16 protein-coding genes and 1 riboswitch are annotated in these 16,655 nt (G+C 44.6%); of the genes, 3 read left to right on the forward strand and 13 right to left on the reverse strand.

The window, feature by feature from the left end; all coding sequences use genetic code 11:
• Positions 1-235: 235 nt before the first annotated feature.
• The 11 genes from OZ401_RS08655 to OZ401_RS08705 all read right to left on the reverse strand — a co-directional run bounded on the left by OZ401_RS08655 (position 236) and on the right by OZ401_RS08705 (position 11,597).
• Entirely contained in the window at positions 236-484 is a 249-nt protein-coding gene (locus tag OZ401_RS08655) for a hypothetical protein (RefSeq protein ID WP_341467832.1), read from the reverse strand.
• Positions 485-811: 327 nt separating this feature from the next.
• On the reverse strand, positions 812-1,387 hold the full coding sequence (locus OZ401_RS08660; RefSeq protein WP_341467833.1) for a DUF4256 domain-containing protein: 576 nt from the start codon (positions 1,385-1,387) through the stop codon (positions 812-814).
• A gap of 272 nt (positions 1,388-1,659) precedes the next feature.
• On the reverse strand, positions 1,660-2,142 hold the full coding sequence (locus OZ401_RS08665) for a CBS domain-containing protein (RefSeq protein ID WP_341467834.1): 483 nt from the start codon (positions 2,140-2,142) through the stop codon (positions 1,660-1,662).
• A 23-nt stretch (positions 2,143-2,165) separates the two neighbouring features.
• Positions 2,166-3,779, reverse strand: coding sequence for an NAD(P)H-hydrate dehydratase (locus tag OZ401_RS08670; RefSeq protein WP_341467835.1), 1,614 nt, complete (start codon positions 3,777-3,779; stop codon positions 2,166-2,168).
• Between the two features lie 10 nt (positions 3,780-3,789).
• Positions 3,790-4,161 (reverse strand): holo-ACP synthase, encoded by a 372-nt coding sequence (gene acpS, locus OZ401_RS08675; protein ID WP_341467836.1) that lies wholly within the window; start codon positions 4,159-4,161, stop codon positions 3,790-3,792.
• Positions 4,162-4,170: 9 nt separating this feature from the next.
• The gene (locus tag OZ401_RS08680; protein ID WP_341467837.1) at positions 4,171-5,487 is read right to left on the reverse strand and encodes a UDP-glucose dehydrogenase family protein; all 1,317 of its coding nucleotides are present in this window, start codon (positions 5,485-5,487) and stop codon (positions 4,171-4,173) included.
• A 17-nt stretch (positions 5,488-5,504) separates the two neighbouring features.
• Positions 5,505-6,854 (reverse strand): FecR family protein, encoded by a 1,350-nt coding sequence (locus OZ401_RS08685; RefSeq protein WP_341467838.1) that lies wholly within the window; start codon positions 6,852-6,854, stop codon positions 5,505-5,507.
• Positions 6,855-6,968: 114 nt separating this feature from the next.
• Positions 6,969-7,847, reverse strand: a complete 879-nt coding sequence (locus OZ401_RS08690) for a slipin family protein (RefSeq protein WP_341467839.1) — start codon at positions 7,845-7,847, stop codon at positions 6,969-6,971.
• Between the two features lie 55 nt (positions 7,848-7,902).
• The gene (locus tag OZ401_RS08695; protein ID WP_341467840.1) at positions 7,903-9,558 is read right to left on the reverse strand and encodes an MATE family efflux transporter; all 1,656 of its coding nucleotides are present in this window, start codon (positions 9,556-9,558) and stop codon (positions 7,903-7,905) included.
• Between the two features lie 4 nt (positions 9,559-9,562).
• Positions 9,563-10,432 (reverse strand): deoxyribonuclease IV, encoded by an 870-nt coding sequence (locus OZ401_RS08700; protein WP_341467841.1) that lies wholly within the window; start codon positions 10,430-10,432, stop codon positions 9,563-9,565.
• Between the two features lie 142 nt (positions 10,433-10,574).
• Positions 10,575-11,597, reverse strand: coding sequence for an ABC transporter substrate-binding protein (locus OZ401_RS08705; RefSeq protein WP_341467842.1), 1,023 nt, complete (start codon positions 11,595-11,597; stop codon positions 10,575-10,577).
• 233 nt (positions 11,598-11,830) lie between these two features.
• Positions 11,831-11,925: riboswitch (adenosylcobalamin-variant (AdoCbl-variant) riboswitch) on the reverse strand.
• A 431-nt stretch (positions 11,926-12,356) separates the two neighbouring features.
• Here OZ401_RS08705 and OZ401_RS08710 point away from each other — a divergent pair.
• Complete coding sequence (locus tag OZ401_RS08710; protein WP_341467843.1) at positions 12,357-13,187, forward strand: class I SAM-dependent methyltransferase; 831 nt, start codon at positions 12,357-12,359, stop codon at positions 13,185-13,187.
• A gap of 291 nt (positions 13,188-13,478) precedes the next feature.
• Entirely contained in the window at positions 13,479-14,066 is a 588-nt protein-coding gene (locus OZ401_RS08715; protein WP_341467844.1) for a GNAT family N-acetyltransferase, read from the forward strand.
• A gap of 6 nt (positions 14,067-14,072) precedes the next feature.
• Here the strand turns inward: OZ401_RS08715 and OZ401_RS08720 are convergent, their stop codons facing one another.
• Complete coding sequence (locus OZ401_RS08720) at positions 14,073-14,450, reverse strand: gamma-butyrobetaine hydroxylase-like domain-containing protein (RefSeq protein ID WP_341467845.1); 378 nt, start codon at positions 14,448-14,450, stop codon at positions 14,073-14,075.
• A 59-nt stretch (positions 14,451-14,509) separates the two neighbouring features.
• Positions 14,510-15,733 carry a glucosaminidase domain-containing protein gene (locus tag OZ401_RS08725; protein WP_341467846.1) on the reverse strand — a complete coding sequence of 408 codons (1,224 nt, stop codon included), beginning with the start codon at positions 15,731-15,733 and terminating at the stop codon, positions 14,510-14,512.
• Between the two features lie 151 nt (positions 15,734-15,884).
• Between OZ401_RS08725 and recO the strand changes: the two genes are divergently transcribed.
• Complete coding sequence (gene recO / locus OZ401_RS08730) at positions 15,885-16,655, forward strand: DNA repair protein RecO (RefSeq protein ID WP_341467847.1); 771 nt, start codon at positions 15,885-15,887, stop codon at positions 16,653-16,655.

The raw sequence follows: 16,655 nt of genomic DNA on the forward strand, positions 1-16,655 counted from the left end.
TATAGATGTTCAGAAAAGGTTTTGGGAAATTACGGCAATGGTTAAGTACAAAACCTGACAGAAATTCCAAAACCAAACCTGAACATCTATAGTACGATAAATATTAGCCTGCCCCTTTGTAGCTACTACAAAGTTTTCAGAATACTCGGATATATAAAACTAAAACCAAGTTCATACCCTTTAAAACAGAAGCTAATATGGAATATTTACAGTTATGGTTGGTAGTAAAACTTAATTATTTCACAGATAACCCAACCAAACCCAATCCGAAATTGATCGGGGCTTTCAAAATCCCAAAGCACGTTTTCTTGAAATTTCTATCAAGAGAAACCATTCTTTTAGCCAAGTCCGGACTAACAATAGACACAGCGCTCTTCGCTGCATTTACTACTACCCCATCCAAGGCTTTTGCAGTGCCCAATACTACCCCAATTATACCTCTCCCGGCGGTGGAAGTTTCCTCGTCCAAAATTTCCTCATCCATTTTTTCAGCTCCTTTCAAACTGTTGATGCACATACTTGTCAGTGCTAGCACCAAACAACAAAAACATACGGCTGATAAACTTCTATAGGCAAGTATATTGCATTAGTGTAAAAAAAGAGGTAAATAATGGTAAACACTACAAATATACTAGTATGAATTAAGCGAAATAACCTGTTAGGATGCTCGGTTCAATCGAGTGTTAGACTCAATTCTATACTACCCTTTGATTTAACAGATTCCACATCTTTTAAATACGCTGGGAGAACTGTATTTGGCTTGCGCTTTGTGCTTCCTTCAAGGCGACTCGTCTTTTGTCATAGCAAAATTTTAGACCCTTAGCCAGCCACGGAATGCTCTACCTGCATAGTAAGAGGACGCACCGTTGTGATATACGAAAACATTGTCATAGCGGCGATCAGCAAAGAGAGCGCCACCGAGTTTTCTAATATCAGAGGGTGTTTTCACCCAGCTCGACGTTTTCGCATCGAAATTCCCAAGTTTTTGCAACTCTCGATATTGTTCTTCCGTTAAAAGCTCAATGCCCATGGCAGTTGCCATATCCATAGCGGTTTCTTCTGGTTTAAATGCCTTCCTTGACTCCAGCGCTTCACGGTCGTAACAAATATTTCTGCGACCTTTAGGACTTTCCTCTGAGCAATCATAAAAGATGTATTCGCCCGTGTTTATATCATGACCAACAACATCCGGTTCACCACCGGTTCTTTCCATCTCGTTGAGTGACCAAAGTTTTTCAATATTAGCTTCCAGCTTTGCTTGTACTTTAGCCCATTCAAGACCTTTATGGCGGTTCATGTTTTTCTCAAAACGGGCTTTCAATACACTGAGTAGTTCTTCAAGTTGTTCTGGTGACAACTCCTTTTCATTGCTATTAATGTTGCTCATACTTTTATATTATTCCTGCCTATTCTCGGTTGTGTTAGCTTTCAATTTAGCCTAGAGTTATTATAACAAATAACAGGTAGTGTCAGAATGTAGAAAGCTTGGAAGCGTGCAGAGTTTTGATAGTATTTATGCTAAGTTGATTAAATTTTGCCATTAGGAGGATAGCTTTGCCCTATCCGGGGATTTAAAATGTGCAGAATCTAAATCTAATACTTAAAATAGCCGCAAGAAAGGCGCTTGCGGCTTTTCAAAAAATGTCAGCCCCTTTTGGTTTACTCTTTCGTACCAGATTCTTCTTCGAGCGCCATCAAACGGATTATATCAGAGCGACTTACAATACCGCTTAGCTCCCCCTTTGCGTTAACTACCGGCACTGGGTTTATATCTTTCTTCATCATCAAGGTGGCTAAGTCCTGCACTGTGGCAGTTTCATCAATAGTCAACACATGAGCGGTCATCAACTCGCTGGCGTTAGTTGCCAATACGCTGGTCAACTCTTTCTCGAATTCTTTTTTCTTGCCGAAATAAAAGACCGAGTCAAATAGGCTAAAGACATGCGGCGTGTCTATAATTGCGGTGCGAATGATTAAATCTTCTTCGGTAACAATACCGAGAATTTTACCGTTATCTACCACCGGAACACCGCTGATTTTGTACTTATTTAAGAGACTGGCTATATCGGGAACCTGTGTCTCTGGCGTAACAAAAATTACATCTTGGGTCATTATATCTTTAACTACAATCTGTCTTTGCATTTTCGCCCGCTTTCCCCTAAAACCTATTCAAGACTCTCGCCTTGTTTTATTGCTTCGACCGCGAGTGGAATAAGTGGTAATAAATCTCCCGCCAGTACCCCCATATCCCCTTTTTCGCGTTTCGCCAATTCTCCCGCCATAGCGTGAAGATAAACCCCACAACAAGCAATTTTAAAAGTGTCAAAATCTGCGAAACGGGCAGCCTGTACCAACAACCCACCGCAAATACCTGCCAGTACGTCGCCACTTCCTGCTGTAGCAAGTGCAGAATTAGCCGCAGGATTCACCGCAATACGCCCATCCGGTGCGGCGATCACGGTATAAGCGCCTTTTAATACAATCACCTGCCCGAATTTTTGCGCTGCCTTTTGTGCCGATTCTAACCTGTTTGCTTCTATTTCGCCAATCGTACTTTCGGTGAGTCTTGCTAATTCAGCCGGGTGGGGTGTAAGGATATTGCCTTTGCTCAGATTAACCCACCATTCCGACGTGCGTGCCAGATAGTTTAAACCGTCTGCATCAATCACCAAAGGAAGTTTCTTGATGGAATCAATTGCCAACAATTGCGCTAATAGATTGCTATTCTCTCCAAGACCCGGTCCGATTAAAGCGGCGCGATAATCCGCCAGTTTTTCTGCAAAACTACTGAGAGTTGCTTCGGTTAATTCAAGATAGGTGTTTTCGCTGCTACGGGCTGCCATAACCGCAATTACGTTGCGGGTGGCTGCCAGCGTTACAAGCCCTGCTCCAGCCCGCATTGACGCAACGGTGCTGAGATAAGGTGCGCCTAAAAATTCATCAGAGCCGCTGATCACCATCAAGCGCCCAAACGTACCCTTATGTCCGCTGGCAGGACGCGGTGGTAACCACCGTTTGATATTGTCTGCCAGTACAAAGGTTGGCAGGTCTGAGCTTTCAAAGTCGTCCACCAATTTGGGAGGCAATCCAATATCGCCGAGTGTAACCACCCCGGTATATTCAAGGGCTTCGTAGCTTATCAACCCCACTTTAGGCATGCCCAAAGTAACGGTCAAATCAGCTTTCAAAGCAATTCCCATGGCTTGCCCGGTATCGCTGTTTATACCGCTCGGCACATCAATTGCTACAACCGAGAGAGGGTATGGGTCAAAACTACGCGCTTCTTTTACCTCGTTTATCTGCCGAATGATATTGGCGAGTTTTCCGGTAACCTCGCGGGATAAGCCTGCCCCCAATAAGCCATCCACTACCAGATGTGTTTGTTCAAGATCGGCACAAAAATCCGCCCAATCGTTTTCATCATTGATAAATTGACCAGTCTGATTTTCAGCCTCAGTGTAAGTAAGTTTGTTGTTAAAGCCGTTTTTGGGGCGAGGGCGATTATAAAAGTAGATTCTAACCTGCAAATCGGGCAATTCTTGCTTGAGCAAATTAGACACAACCATAGCATCCCCGCCATTATTGCCCGCGCCGGCAAGAATCAGCACCATTGTATTTTCTTGGTAGTAATCGTCGCCATCACGATCAATTAACTCTGCTCGGTAAATTGCCTCGGTAACGCTAGAACCGGCATTGAGCATTAACTCCGATTCTGGTACTGCAAGTTGTGTCGCTCGAAGCTCAATCTCTTTCATCTGGGCAGATGTTACAAGTTTCATGTCTTCCCCTTTAGTTACCCATAGCAACCACAAAAGCAATAGCATCACCACGCGAATGAGAAATGCTAATACTCCACTCAGAAAGCCCCAATTTTTCGGCACGCTTGGCGGCTTCCCCGCTTAAATTAAGGTGCGGCTTGCCCTCCAAGTCGTTTACTACCTCAATCTGATGCCAGCTAACTCCCTGCCGCCATAACCCTGTGCCTAAAATCTTAGCAGTTGCCTCTTTGGCAGCAAAACGTGCTGCGAGTTGGGGAGCGCGTCCCCGACAATACTCACGTTCTCTTTCAGTGTATATTCTGTTCAGAAAACGTTCGCCCAGACGCGCTACCGCTTGCTCAATTCTTGCTATTTCAACCAAATCAACGCCACATTCGAGCATATTAACCTGCTAAAATGGGCGACCTACACCCCGATACTCGAAACCGAGTTTTTGAATTTCAAGCGGGTCGTAAAGATTACGCCCATCGAAAAGATAGTGTTGCTTCATCAACTTTTTAACCTTTTCAAAATCTACCTGCTTGAACTCGTTCCACTCAGTCAGAAGCAATACTGCATCAGCTTCTTGGACTACACTATAAGGATCATTGCAGAACTCAACCGCATGTGGTAGATAGCGTTCTGCTTGTTTCATTGCCACCGGGTCGTAGACACGCACCTCTGCGCCCTTACGAATCAGCGCATTTATAATGTCTACCGAAGGGGCTTCGCGCATATCGTCAGTATTCGGCTTGAAAGCTAATCCCCAAACCCCAATGCGGCGGTGTGTAACCGAACCCAATGTTCGCTCAACTTTTTGGACAAAAACGCGGCGAGAGTCTTGGTTAATATCCATAACCGCCAGCAAGAGTTGCGGATGGCAATTGCTCTTTTCCGCCATATGCGCCAGCGCTTTTACATCTTTCGGGAAACAACTGCCGCCATAGCCAATCCCTGCCTGAAGGAATTGATGTCCGATACGTTTATCGTAACCCATACCCTCTGCTACTACCTTAACATCCGCTCCCAACGCATCGCAAATTTGCGAGATTTCGTTAATGAAGCTGATACGGGTTGCCAGAATAGCGTTTGAGGCATATTTGATCATTTCGGCGGTACGCAGATCGGTAATAATGACCGGCGCTTTCAGCGGCGCGTATAGCTCTGCCACTTTCTCCGCGCTTGCCCTTACTGTACTGCCGAGTACAATCCGGTCAGGAGTCATAAAATCGAAAATAGCAGAACCTTCCCGTAGAAACTCAGGATTGCTGACCACTGCAAAGGTAGCCTTTTTTGGGTTACCGGTTCGTTCGAGGGTATCCTGCACAATATTGGATACCCAATCGCCTGTTCCAATCGGTACAGTGCTCTTGTTAATTATGATCGAATGCCCTTCTAACACCTGCGCTATAGATTGTGCGGCAGTTTCCACATAGTTTAAATCTGCCCCGCCATCTTCGCCTTGAGGCGTGCCGACCGCAATAAAAATAAAATCTGCGCCCGGTACAGCATCCTCATAACTGGTGGTAAACTTCAACCGTCCGGCTTTGACATTATTCTTAACCATCTCTTCCAAGCCGGGTTCATAAATGGGCATTTCGCCTCGTTTTAGGCTGAGTATCTTTTCTTCTATAATATCTAGACAAGTGACATTATTTCCCAAATCAGAAAAGCAAGTTCCCGTTACCAGACCAACATAGCCTGTTCCAATTACACAAATATTACTCACTTAAGTATGCCTCCTGCTCAGCCTTTACCCACCAATGAAAGGTCGGTAAAATAAGCTTCATAATCATGACCTGCCGAACCTACAGTGATAGATAATATCTTTTGTGGTTTGTTACGCCGCTGCATTAAATCCTCACTTGAGAATTCTATCCACTCACCCTGCTTAACTTGCTCTGATACTATATACTTTGCAACACGAGTATTATCTTTCGGGTCAAAAGGGGTAATATAAAACCCGGCAAAATATTCATTATACGGATTACCTTGTGTATCCACATAACTGATTCTAACAAACAACGGGAATTCGATGCCTTGCTCACCACCACCGCTCAAGCTTTGAGTTTGAATTTTGAGTTTGAAATTTAGAACAAGACTTTGATAGCGTGAGACATCGGTGTTAAGTTCCTGTATCACACTACATTCATGAGAGTCTTTAGTGTTCTGACCCCTGTAGGTGTGTGCCCGGTAAATAGTGCCGTCATCTACTTTTTCACTATCAATAAATAAGCTGCAAAATATATTATCCAGATTGCCGCTGTCTTTTTGCTGCACTTCCCAGCCATCTAACCCATTAATAAAAGCGCGGTTGTTTCTGATAAGTTCGTCCTGTAACCCGTTCGATTCAACCGGAGGTTGTCCACTATCTACAAATACACGTTTGCCCGGCGCTAATGTTTGAGTTTTACCGGCTGCGCTAATCTGTAAATTACCCGTATTAGTCACAGTGGAATTTATCAGTGTACGGCTAGAACCGTCAGTTGAATGTATCAAGTCAATCGAGTAAGAATCTTTATCTTCGCTGCCCTCAAATATGAGGGAGGCTCCATCAGTGCAATTAATTTCTAATGGCTTCCCGATATATTCTTGGTCGTCCTTATTATCGAATTGTACTGAAACCTTGCCAACTCCGGCTCTATCATCCTCGCTTGAGTTCAGGCTTACTTCTACCACAAGCTGTTTTTCACGGCGAACAAAGTTTGTAGTTACGATACGCGACTCACTTAATCTTACTTTACTGGAGGAATATATATCCAGTTTTGTTCCGTCAAATAACTCTAGCACCGCTTGGCTTTGGTTATCTGTAAGGATAGAATCGCCGGGTTGGAGGGTATCAAGGGGATTTGCCACCAATAAACTGCCTTGTCCAGTGCGAGCAATATAAACAGGACCGCGAGTTACAGTTACAATGGCGCTTCGGTTCTGGCTAGAGCGGCTGAGGTAATCACTGACCAGATTAGCTACCAGATAAACCAGCAAACAAAAGATTGCGAAGGATATAAATATTACTACCCAAGCAATTGTTTGCGGCTTGAACTTTGGTTTGAGATTGCCTTTTTCTACATTTACCGGCGCTGTTTTCAAACTCATGCTTTTAGTAAGCTAATGAATATTAGTTGTATGCGCATTGTTGTGCTATTTTTGGCAAACTTTATATTTGCGTTCATTTTACCTTCCAGCCCTACCCACGTCAATGCGCCGACACTATTCTTTTATTTCACCGTCAGCTAAGGTTTCTTTACCTCGTTTACGCGCCTGACGTTGTGTTGAAGTAACCTCATTAACAACGCGCTTCTCATTATCGGTTTTAATTGCAGGAGAGTCGCTCGAATCAAATTTTGAGCCTAGAAAATTCATCAGCTCAATCGGAAGTGGGAAAATAATAGTTGAATTTTTCTCAACCGATATTTCACTGAGGGTTTGCAAGTAACGTAATTGCATGGTTTGCTTTTCCTGCCCCATTATATGGGCGGCTTCTGCCAGTTTTTCACTTGCCATCAATTCGCCTTCTGCACTAATTATTTTAGCCCGTTTCTCGCGCTCGGCTTCTGCCTGTCGTGCCATTGCGCGTTGCATTGACTGGGGCAATTCTACATCTTTTACTTCGACACTGGAAACCTTGATACCCCATGGTTCGGTTTGGGTGTCGATTATCTTCTGTAGTGACTCATTAATTTTATCACGGCGTGAGAGCAAGTCATCAAGATCAGATTGCCCGATAACGCTACGGAGGGTAGTTTGAGAAATTTGCAGGGTTGCCCGGATAAAATCAATGACGTTTACCACCGATTTGGTCGGATCGGCTACCCTGAAATATAACACCGCATTTACTTTAACCGATACGTTATCACGTGTGATGGTTTCCTGAGTTGGAACTTCCATTGTTACCGTGCGTAAGTCAACTTTAACATAGCGATCAATTCCGAAAGGAATTATAAAAAACCAGCCCGGTCCTTTTACTCCTAGCAAACGCCCTAACCGGAAAATAACGCCCCTCTCGTACTCCTGAACAATTTTTAGGGAGCTGAAAAAGATTGAAATAATGACTATCAAAATTACCAGAAGGATAAGCGGAGTTTCCATTGTGACCTTAAGCTCCTATAATTCATTTTAGCAAGCAGATTACAAAACCACTATTTTACAAATACTTGATTATCAGATTTCGGAAGGGTAATTTAATCGTTTGTAATCTTTTCTTGTCTTCAGGATCGAAACCACCCAGCATTTTGAAAACCACTACAAATATTATCACGCCTGCCACTACAACCCCAAATGTAACAAACCAATTTACCGGAAGTAGCAAGACCAGTATTTGTAAAGGAATGGCAAAGGCAAGGCTGGATTTTAGCACCTTCATAAAGAACCCCACCGGATACCGTAGCCCAAATTGGCGTTGCGCAATGAATACCTGAATTGCTCTTGAGAGTACTGCCAACCCACCCATAACCAGAACTGCTACAATCGCCCCCAATTTCAGCAAAGCAACTAATGCCAGTAAAGGTCCGGTAAGGTAGGGCAAAAGTTGGGTGAATATAATCGCCCGGTATTTTTCATATACCATTAATATAATAGAAGGTATCACCAGCAATGACTCGCCGAAGGTCATAATCACAGTAATTATCACCGACCAAGTAGCAGGAGTAAGCATGTCAGGGGTTAGCACTGCGTCACCACTCTGGCGCAACATTAATAATTGCAGCAGGTTACGCGCCAACACAATGAACCCTAACGCGCTTGGCACGAGTAAGAAAATTTGAATCCTTGTTAGGGTGGCATAAGCTACCTGAAGGTCTTTATGCCGCTCTTCCGCATAAATCGAAGAGAATAGAGGCATTTGCACCCCATTTAAGGGAGTCATCAAGTTTTTAAGTAAAGTTCTTATAAAAGTGTAAGTGATACGAACAATTGTAGCAGCTACAGCTTCGCGGAAATATACCAATACCACTACTGCAAAAGAATAATCCGAAAGTGAGTAGGATACATTCAGGAAATACATTAGGGTTGAGTACTTTATAAAACGCCAACGCAGTTTTACTTTTTCTGCAAGATTCTGTTTCTCGGTAATGCCTCCGCCGCTTCCAACACTTTTCTTGCCAATCTCACGTGCTTCGTGTGAAGCAGTCCATGCTTGCCATGTAGCAATTACCACACTTACGATAGTAGTTAATAGCAGTGCGACTATAACTCCAAATACTTCCCATTTGAATATCAGAATAAACACAAGAGTCAGAGAGGTATTGACAATAGTTACAGTTATATCAAGTATATTTGTGACTTTTTGCTTAAAAAAGCTGTATAGTACTTGGGTTGCTATATCATAAAAAGCTCCCAACACCAACAGCAACAAAATGAGGGAAAGATAGGCTCTGGCATATTGGGTTAAATCCAGCCATTGTGCCACCGTATCAGCGAATATCCCGAAAACGAGGCTTAAAACCGCTAGAATTGCCAGCTTGATTATGACTATATTAAAGATAAAGCGGCGTAGGTAAGTTCTGCCAAATTTGACCTCAATTTCGCTCACAAAACGGGGCAATGACCTTTCAATACCTAGATCGGTCACGACTCCTAGTAGTGCAAGCGACGCGCTAATTGCCGCTAGGTCTATATAGGCGCTTCTCTTGAAATCCTTAATAATTACCAGAGAGACAACCAGTCCAAGCAAAGCTTTAGCAGGAAGAAAAATTATATTCCAGAAAAGCGCCCAGCCAGCCTTTTTTTGCAAAGAGGGTGGTTTTGGAGGTTTTGGGGAAGTGGCTTTTTGATCAGGCTGTTCTTTTAGGTCTGTTTGCATAAATTCAGGCTGCTTCTATCAAGCTGCGCAAACGGGCGAGGTTTTCAATATCTTCCAGCCCTTCCTGTCCTTTGGGGGTTTCTAATACCTTTGGTATTTCGGCTAGTCGCACATCATTCATTATAAAGCGGAAGGGTTCTAGACCCATTGCGCCTTGCCCAATATGCTCATGACGGTCAACCCGACTGCCCAGACCTTTTTTGCTGTCGTTCATGTGAAAGGCTTTTAGCTTTTCTAAGCCGATATAGCGGTGAAATTGCGCCATTGTATCTTCATAGCCTTCCGGCGTTGTTAGGTCGTAACCGGCAGCAAACACATGGCAGGTATCAAAGCATACCCCAACTCGCTCAGGTCTTTTGAGCTTTTCGAAAATAGTACCCCAGTGCTCGAATCGATAACCTATAGCTGTACCTTGTCCGGCAGTCGTTTCCAGCAAAACCGTAACCTGTTCAATTCCGGGAATACCGGATTCACTGAATTCATCTATTACCCGGTTAAGCGCATCTGCCACCCGTTGCAACGCAAATTCTTCCCCGCTACCAACGTGTGAACCGGCATGTGTAACCAAATAGGGAATCCCTAGGATCGCGCAGCGAAGGAGTTCATCCTTAAAGGCAGTCTGCGACTTTTCCCAACCTTCTTCCAGCGGTGAAGCAAGGTTAATTAGATAGCTATCATGGCTTAAAATCGGTCCTACCTCGCTGGTACTGCGGGCATTCTGCCATGATGCAATCTCTGCCTCATTCAAGGGGCGGGATTGCCATTGGCGTTCATTTCTAGTAAATATTTGCATGGCGCTGCAACCCGCTTTTGCCGCTCTTTCAAAAGCTAAGTGTAAACCGCCCGCCACCGACATATGCGCCCCTATTAGCACACTGAATCCTTTCAAATTTTTATATGAACATTAGCATTATAGCATAGCCACTTCATGACTTTTCACTTTAAAAATAAGACCGCCGCCGGACAAGTAAGCTACTTATTCCGGCAGCGGTTAGGGAAATGTTATGAGTTAATAGTTATTTGAAAAGGTCTGGATAGAGAGCAAGCGCAATTTGCTCCACCCCTTCAGCAGCGCGAGGTCCGGGGCGATTGGTGAGATCGGCAATTACAGTTCGAATATTTTTGTTTTTTACTGCCGTAAGTTTATCCCAACCGGCGCGGGCGGTAACGGTGCTAATGGCAGCAGCATCATCCTTCACAAATCCGCCATCCCCAGAACTGAGAATAATAACCTGCGGATCGGCGGCAATTATCACTTCGTTTGTCAATTGGGGATAGGGGTTAGTTCCGGCAGGCGCAATATTTACCCCACCGGCTTTTTCAATCATATCGTTCAGGAAGGAACCGGCGGCAACCGTATAAAGGTCGCCAAGATCAAAGAAAACGGTTACCTTTTTGCTGGCATTTTTGACTTTGGAAGCTACATTATCAAGGCGATTCTGGAAATTCTTCGCCTCAGTATCACCCTTATCCGGCACACCGGCGGCTTTACCCACCAGTTTAATGTTAGCTACTACTCCCGCCAAATCCTTTGGATCAAACACTATCACGTTTATGTTTCTTTGTTCAAGAGTCGGCACTACTGTTTTGAGGTGCAGGCTGGTAGCCAAAACCAAATCTGGGCTGAGGCTAATAACTTTCTCAAGATTAATATCGGCAAAGCTACCGACCTGCTCTTTTTTGGCAGCTTCCGGTGGATAGTTGGAAAACTGGTCAACCCCAACCACCTGCTCTGCTAAGCCTAGAGCATAAAGTATTTCAGTGCTGCTGGGTGCAAGCGAAACTATTTTCGTGGCAGCTTTAGCCAGCTTAACAGTGCGTCCGGCATCGTCTTTCAACTCTAGCGGAAAGGTTGCAGCGGTAGTGGCAGCAGCGGTAGTGGTTAGAGCACTTGCAGTAGTAGCTGCCGAGGTGGTTGCAACTTTGGTTGTAGTAGTAGCCGGTACAGAAGTTGCGGTATTATCACCACAAGCAACGAGCAGCACCGTCAGAATTAGTAGAGCAGTGCCAAACCAACGAGTCAAATAGGATTTTTTCAAGTCTCTTCCTCTTTCTAGCTCTGGGCGGGTTTCACGCCCGGTTTACACATCCAGAACTCATTGCCTTGAAAAAAGAGGAGATGCTAGCCAATAGCAACATTTTCGGGAATTAAAAAAGCCCGGCAAATGTTGCGCTGGGCTTAAAGAATGATTCTGAGTTTACTTCTATTTAATCAATACATAGAAGTATGACCCGTGCGTCCTCTCTCTCGAAGGCGTTCGCAACGGCACGATTAGGGACAGGCATTCTGGCTTTCGGGATGAACCGATTTACAGTAGCGGGACTGCGCCGGAATTTCACCGGACTTTCCCTGTGTCAATCTTCTGCTTGGCGGATTTGCACCGCGCCTATTTTATTCAAAAGGCGAGAAGATATTCCCTAATTGTATCTATATGCAAATTTAAATGAGCATTTCGGAAAACTGGGTTAATAATATCATCCGGTTTTGGGACTGTCAAACGATAAGTGGATAATGGGCTGAATAAAACCAAACCCAAAAGGATATAGTACGTTCCTTCGGGTGGAATAGTTACTTTAGAAGCATAGCTGCCAATATGAAAGTTAGTTTGTTTCGTGCTATTTCTATCAAAGGGCTAAGCTTGGCTATCTTAATGCGGTAAATTGGCTTTGTATTACGCTTTGACTACTGCAAAATAAATCTGACAGTTGTAAAATGAGATCAATCTTTTGTCTATGTACTTTGAGCCTTAATACCTGTTAATTGCAGAGTAATAGATTTGTTGGAATAGAGGGTAGCTATGAGCAACTTTAATATAAATCATTATACTGAACTCAATCGGGAAGATTGGAATCGCGAGACGGCGCGTTATCAAGAGAAACACAAGGATAATTTGGTAGGTGCAAACGGTCTGTGGGGACCTATATTTGGCGTACCGAGAGAAAGCGAACTTCAGATATTGGGAGATGTAGCCGGTAAAAAGGTGCTTGAACTGGGGTGTGGTGGCGGGCAATGGTCGGCGAGATTGGCGAAACAGGGCGCACATGTTATCGGGCAAGATATCAGCGACAGTCAGGTAGAATTTGCACGACACGCCTTCAGTAAGCTTGAATTATCTGTAGAGGCAAAGCTTGAATTTGTACAGGGTAATGCAGAAGATTTGAGTGAATGGCAGAATGAATTCTTTGATATTGTCTTCAGCAATTTCGGGGCAGTTGGGTTTGTAGATATAGTGCGTAGTTTCAAAGAGGTGGCGCGTGTGCTCAAAAAAGGTGGGCTTTTTGCTTTTAGCTGGCTCAATCCCTTTTTTGATTGCTTTGCTGATGATGGTGAAAATCAGCTTGAGATAGTGCGCAGCTATTTTGATCGTAGCCCCATGACCGCCGAAAGTGGTTGGAAAGATGGGGTTAGTACGCTTTACGTGCAATTTCACCATACCTATGGCGATTGGCAACGCGCTATCACTGCTGCGGGTTTGCTTTTAACCGACATTATTGAGCTTGAGCCACAGCGTGAACGTTGGAGAGAGAGTACATGGACTAACGTACCTTGGTATAAGGTTTCGATGATACCATCTACCACAATCTGGCGTGCTAGAAAACCAAAAGTGCCCTTGAGCGCAATCTTTTAATCAAAGAACTGTTCAAGCGAGTAGGTTGGGAAGAATTAGATGACCAGCAAAAGTGTTAAAGAGCGCAGCCAACAAGCTTTGACCCTGCTTTTTCATGGTCGATATAGATAGTCGCTAATCCGGAAAAAGTAGATGGCGCTCACCTGACTGCGAAAACAACCTAAGACCTTTAAAAGGCTTTCGGCAGTTCCCTGTTGCAATAATCTGCCCCTCTATTAATTAAAACTTGCATCCCAAAAGAACAACATGCTATATTAATCACCAATTAATATATTATCAAAAGAGGTTATTTTGAAGATTTTACCCGTTACTCTTGAAGGAAGCTATGTAAGGCTAGAACCGTTGACGCATACTCATGCGGTGGATTTGTTCGAGGCAGCACAGAGCGATGAGGTTTGGCGTTATTTACCAGCCCCACGCCCAACCCGTTTAGAGGAAATAAACAACTTAATCGAGAGCGCCTTTGCTCTAAAAGTTGGGGGTACCCAAATGCCCTTCGCTATCATTGATCGTGCTTCTAACCGGGCAATCGGCAGCACTCGCTATCTGGATATTCAACCAACTAACCGCAATCTGGAAATAGGCTGGACATGGTTAGGGCGTGATTACTGGCGCAGTCCCCGCAATACTGAGTGCAAGTATTTATTATTGCAACATGCTTTTGAGACTCAGCAAGCCATCCGCGTTTGCCTCAAAACCGACAAACGCAACCTGATTTCGCAAGCTGCGATTGAGCGGATTGGCGGCGTAAAAGAGGGTATTATGAGAAACCACATGATACTACACGACGGTTATATCCGAGATTCGGTGTATTACAGCATTCTAGATAGTGAATGGGGGGCAGTCAAAGCCACCCTCGAAACATTCCTTAAGCGTTAATTCGGCTTATCGGCGCACAAGGCGGTGATTCTGGAACTTGCCGGGATTTTCCGCCATGCATTTGTCACATTCGCATAGAGCGCGCAACCAATCATAAGTATATAACCCGGTATCGTGACCATCTTTCCAACTAGGGCGCAGCGCATACAGTCCAATTGGTTCGAGGCTCTCCAACACTGATTCATCAGCTTTTAGTTCTTGCACAATATCGAGCCGACCCTTAGATCCCATCTCTCCGGCACACCCGGCGCATGGGCAATTCCAGCGCAAAGTCAAAAAGTTATTACGTCCGGCGTGCCCGTCATTCCACTGCACCAACATATAACTATCGGCACGTTTAAGTTCAATTTCAACCGGTTCTAAATAATCATAGTTTGAAGTCATTTATTACCTCTTCTGACAAGGGATTTTAGCTCTTTGCCTTTACTGCAAAGTGTTGTGTTTTACTTGGAGCCAAGTTGCTGCCCCAGAAAAGTACGTACCGTCTCCACCAAGAACGTACCACCCAGTTGTGATGGGCTGATTTCCTGCAAGGCTACTACCCTTTGCGGGGTAAGACTATAACGCCGAGCAATATCCAAGGATAAGCCCAAAATAGCGCGAGTTTGCTGCACCCCGGGTTGCTCATCTGGCGCACCCCAGCGAGCAATGCTAATCACAATATAATTCAACAGGTCGGAACCGTTATACTGACCTTTCCACTCGGTATTGAAAGGATCAACCCACCTTGAAGGAGCAGAATCGCTACCATGTATTGTAGAAGTTACTCCGGTTTCAGGGCAAATTAGAAATACAGGTGCTCCTAACTCTTCTGCTCCAACATAATAATTAACCGAGTAACCGTTGGCGCTTTGCAATGCGGTTATCGAAATATTTTCCCGCGCCTGATACCCCGCTGCATCAAGATTTAAATCATTTCGATCCGGGTTACTGCTGTCACCGACCGTATCGAGAATAACCAACAACTGCGGTCGAAAGGGGTTACGATCAGCCAGATAAGCCTGCGGTGAGGTGTTATCCGTTCGATCGGTAAGCACCGGCATTTCAACCGGAGTATAAACCGCAGTTCCAATTACCGGGGTTGGCGGCTTTTCTATCGGTGGCGTGAAGGTGGCAGCGAGGTTCATTATTTTTTCAATATTTTCGCCATAGCCCGTTCCCGGCACCGCCCATTTCCCGTTAAGGTCTGTCAGAACTTGCACAATCGGTAACTTCCAACCCTTTGCGGCAAAATAGCTACGCGCAGCTTTAAAGCGGGGGTCATATTGGCTGGCATTATTACGCTCATCGCTGGTAGTATATGCCACCATATGCGCATAATGACAATTCACTGCCGCTGTCCAATCCGCAAAGGATAAGCCCTTGTACCATTTGCCATCTTCCTGCTTAAAAGCCCATTCACTAGTATTGGGGTTAGTATTAGCCACTTCACCGGTTACACCGATACCCGCCATATTGCGGCGAGGGGGCTTGCTCCACCAACTGGTAAGATACCCGGTTTCATGGCACATCTGTGCTGCCAGTACATCTGCTCTTATGCCCCATTTTGATTCAAGGTCGTAATACGAATCTATTACTTCCAACGGGGCAGCAGGATTTCGTTGTGATAAAAAGGCTTTATAAGCTTCACGGGAGACAGTTGAGCTACCCAGTATGGTCACGGACATTCAATTTCTCCTTTAAATTACCGATTCTCAGCCTAATAATAATAACCGCACTTAACATAGTTGTAAATCTTAAAGACGGCACAGGTTAATTTTAATACAGATATGCTATAATTGAGCCAGTTAAACAACCATTATGGAATTGTTCTACCTTATGCAGGAATTGCCACATCAAGAAAATGAAAGATTATATCGCACTGAAGCGGTCATAATACGGCGTGCCAACATGGGTGAGGCAGACCGTTTATTAACGGTATTTACCCCCGCGCGAGGCAAGTTACGAGTGGTGGCAAAAGGCGTGCGCCGTACTAACAGTAGGTTAGGGGGGCATGTTGGTCTATTCACTCAATCACGTTTGTTAATCGCTGCCGGGCGCAATCTTGACCTTGTAACCCAAAGTGAAATCATAAATCCTTACCCACAACTTCTCTCCGACATTAACCGGATAAACCATGCTACTTATGTGGTTGATCTGCTCAACCACTTGACCGAGGAAGAAGACCCGAACCTAGAAATTTATCGGTTGTTGGTAGATACTCTTTCCGCCATCAATAACGATCAAGACCCTGATACTACCATTCGCGCCTATGAGTTGCACCTATTAGCCCACCTAGGTTACCGCCCACAACTAACCTCCTGTGTGCGCTGTAATAACAGCCTTCAGCCGGTGCGCAATTATTTTAGCCCTGAAATGGGGGGTGCGTTGTGTCCAACTTGCGGCGGACAGGAAAAACGTAGCCTTGTTTTGAGCGCAGAAGCGTTGAAAATTTTGCGCTATTTGCAACGCAGTGAGTTTACATCAGTGCAACGTATCAGGCTAAAAACGGAGTTACGGCGGGAAATGGCTATCGTAATGCAAGGTTACACCCGCTATTTGCTGGAACGAGATTTAAAATCGGCAGAAATGATCCATACTCTTTATTAA

It is taken from the genome of Candidatus Chlorohelix allophototropha, from assembly GCF_030389965.1.
Taxonomy (GTDB): domain Bacteria; phylum Chloroflexota; class Chloroflexia; order Chloroheliales; family Chloroheliaceae; genus Chlorohelix; species Chlorohelix allophototropha.

Bases quoted from the DNA above. Each gene is read 5' to 3' on its own strand.
- OZ401_RS08685 (WP_341467838.1), bottom strand. From the start codon at position 6,854: ATGAGTTTGAAAACAGCGCCGGTAAATGTAGAAAAAGGCAATCTCAAA.
- OZ401_RS08655 (WP_341467832.1), bottom strand. From the start codon at position 484: ATGGATGAGGAAATTTTGGACGAGGAAACTTCCACCGCCGGGAGAGGT.
- OZ401_RS08725 (WP_341467846.1), bottom strand. From the start codon at position 15,733: ATGTCCGTGACCATACTGGGTAGCTCAACTGTCTCCCGTGAAGCTTAT.
- OZ401_RS08690 (WP_341467839.1), bottom strand. From the start codon at position 7,847: ATGGAAACTCCGCTTATCCTTCTGGTAATTTTGATAGTCATTATTTCA.
- acpS (WP_341467836.1), bottom strand. From the start codon at position 4,161: ATGCTCGAATGTGGCGTTGATTTGGTTGAAATAGCAAGAATTGAGCAA.
- OZ401_RS08660 (WP_341467833.1), bottom strand. From the start codon at position 1,387: ATGAGCAACATTAATAGCAATGAAAAGGAGTTGTCACCAGAACAACTT.
- OZ401_RS08710 (WP_341467843.1), top strand. From the start codon at position 12,357: ATGAGCAACTTTAATATAAATCATTATACTGAACTCAATCGGGAAGAT.
- recO (WP_341467847.1), top strand. From the start codon at position 15,885: ATGCAGGAATTGCCACATCAAGAAAATGAAAGATTATATCGCACTGAA.
- OZ401_RS08720 (WP_341467845.1), bottom strand. From the start codon at position 14,450: ATGACTTCAAACTATGATTATTTAGAACCGGTTGAAATTGAACTTAAA.
- OZ401_RS08670 (WP_341467835.1), bottom strand. From the start codon at position 3,779: ATGAAACTTGTAACATCTGCCCAGATGAAAGAGATTGAGCTTCGAGCG.
- OZ401_RS08695 (WP_341467840.1), bottom strand. From the start codon at position 9,558: ATGCAAACAGACCTAAAAGAACAGCCTGATCAAAAAGCCACTTCCCCA.
- OZ401_RS08665 (WP_341467834.1), bottom strand. From the start codon at position 2,142: ATGCAAAGACAGATTGTAGTTAAAGATATAATGACCCAAGATGTAATT.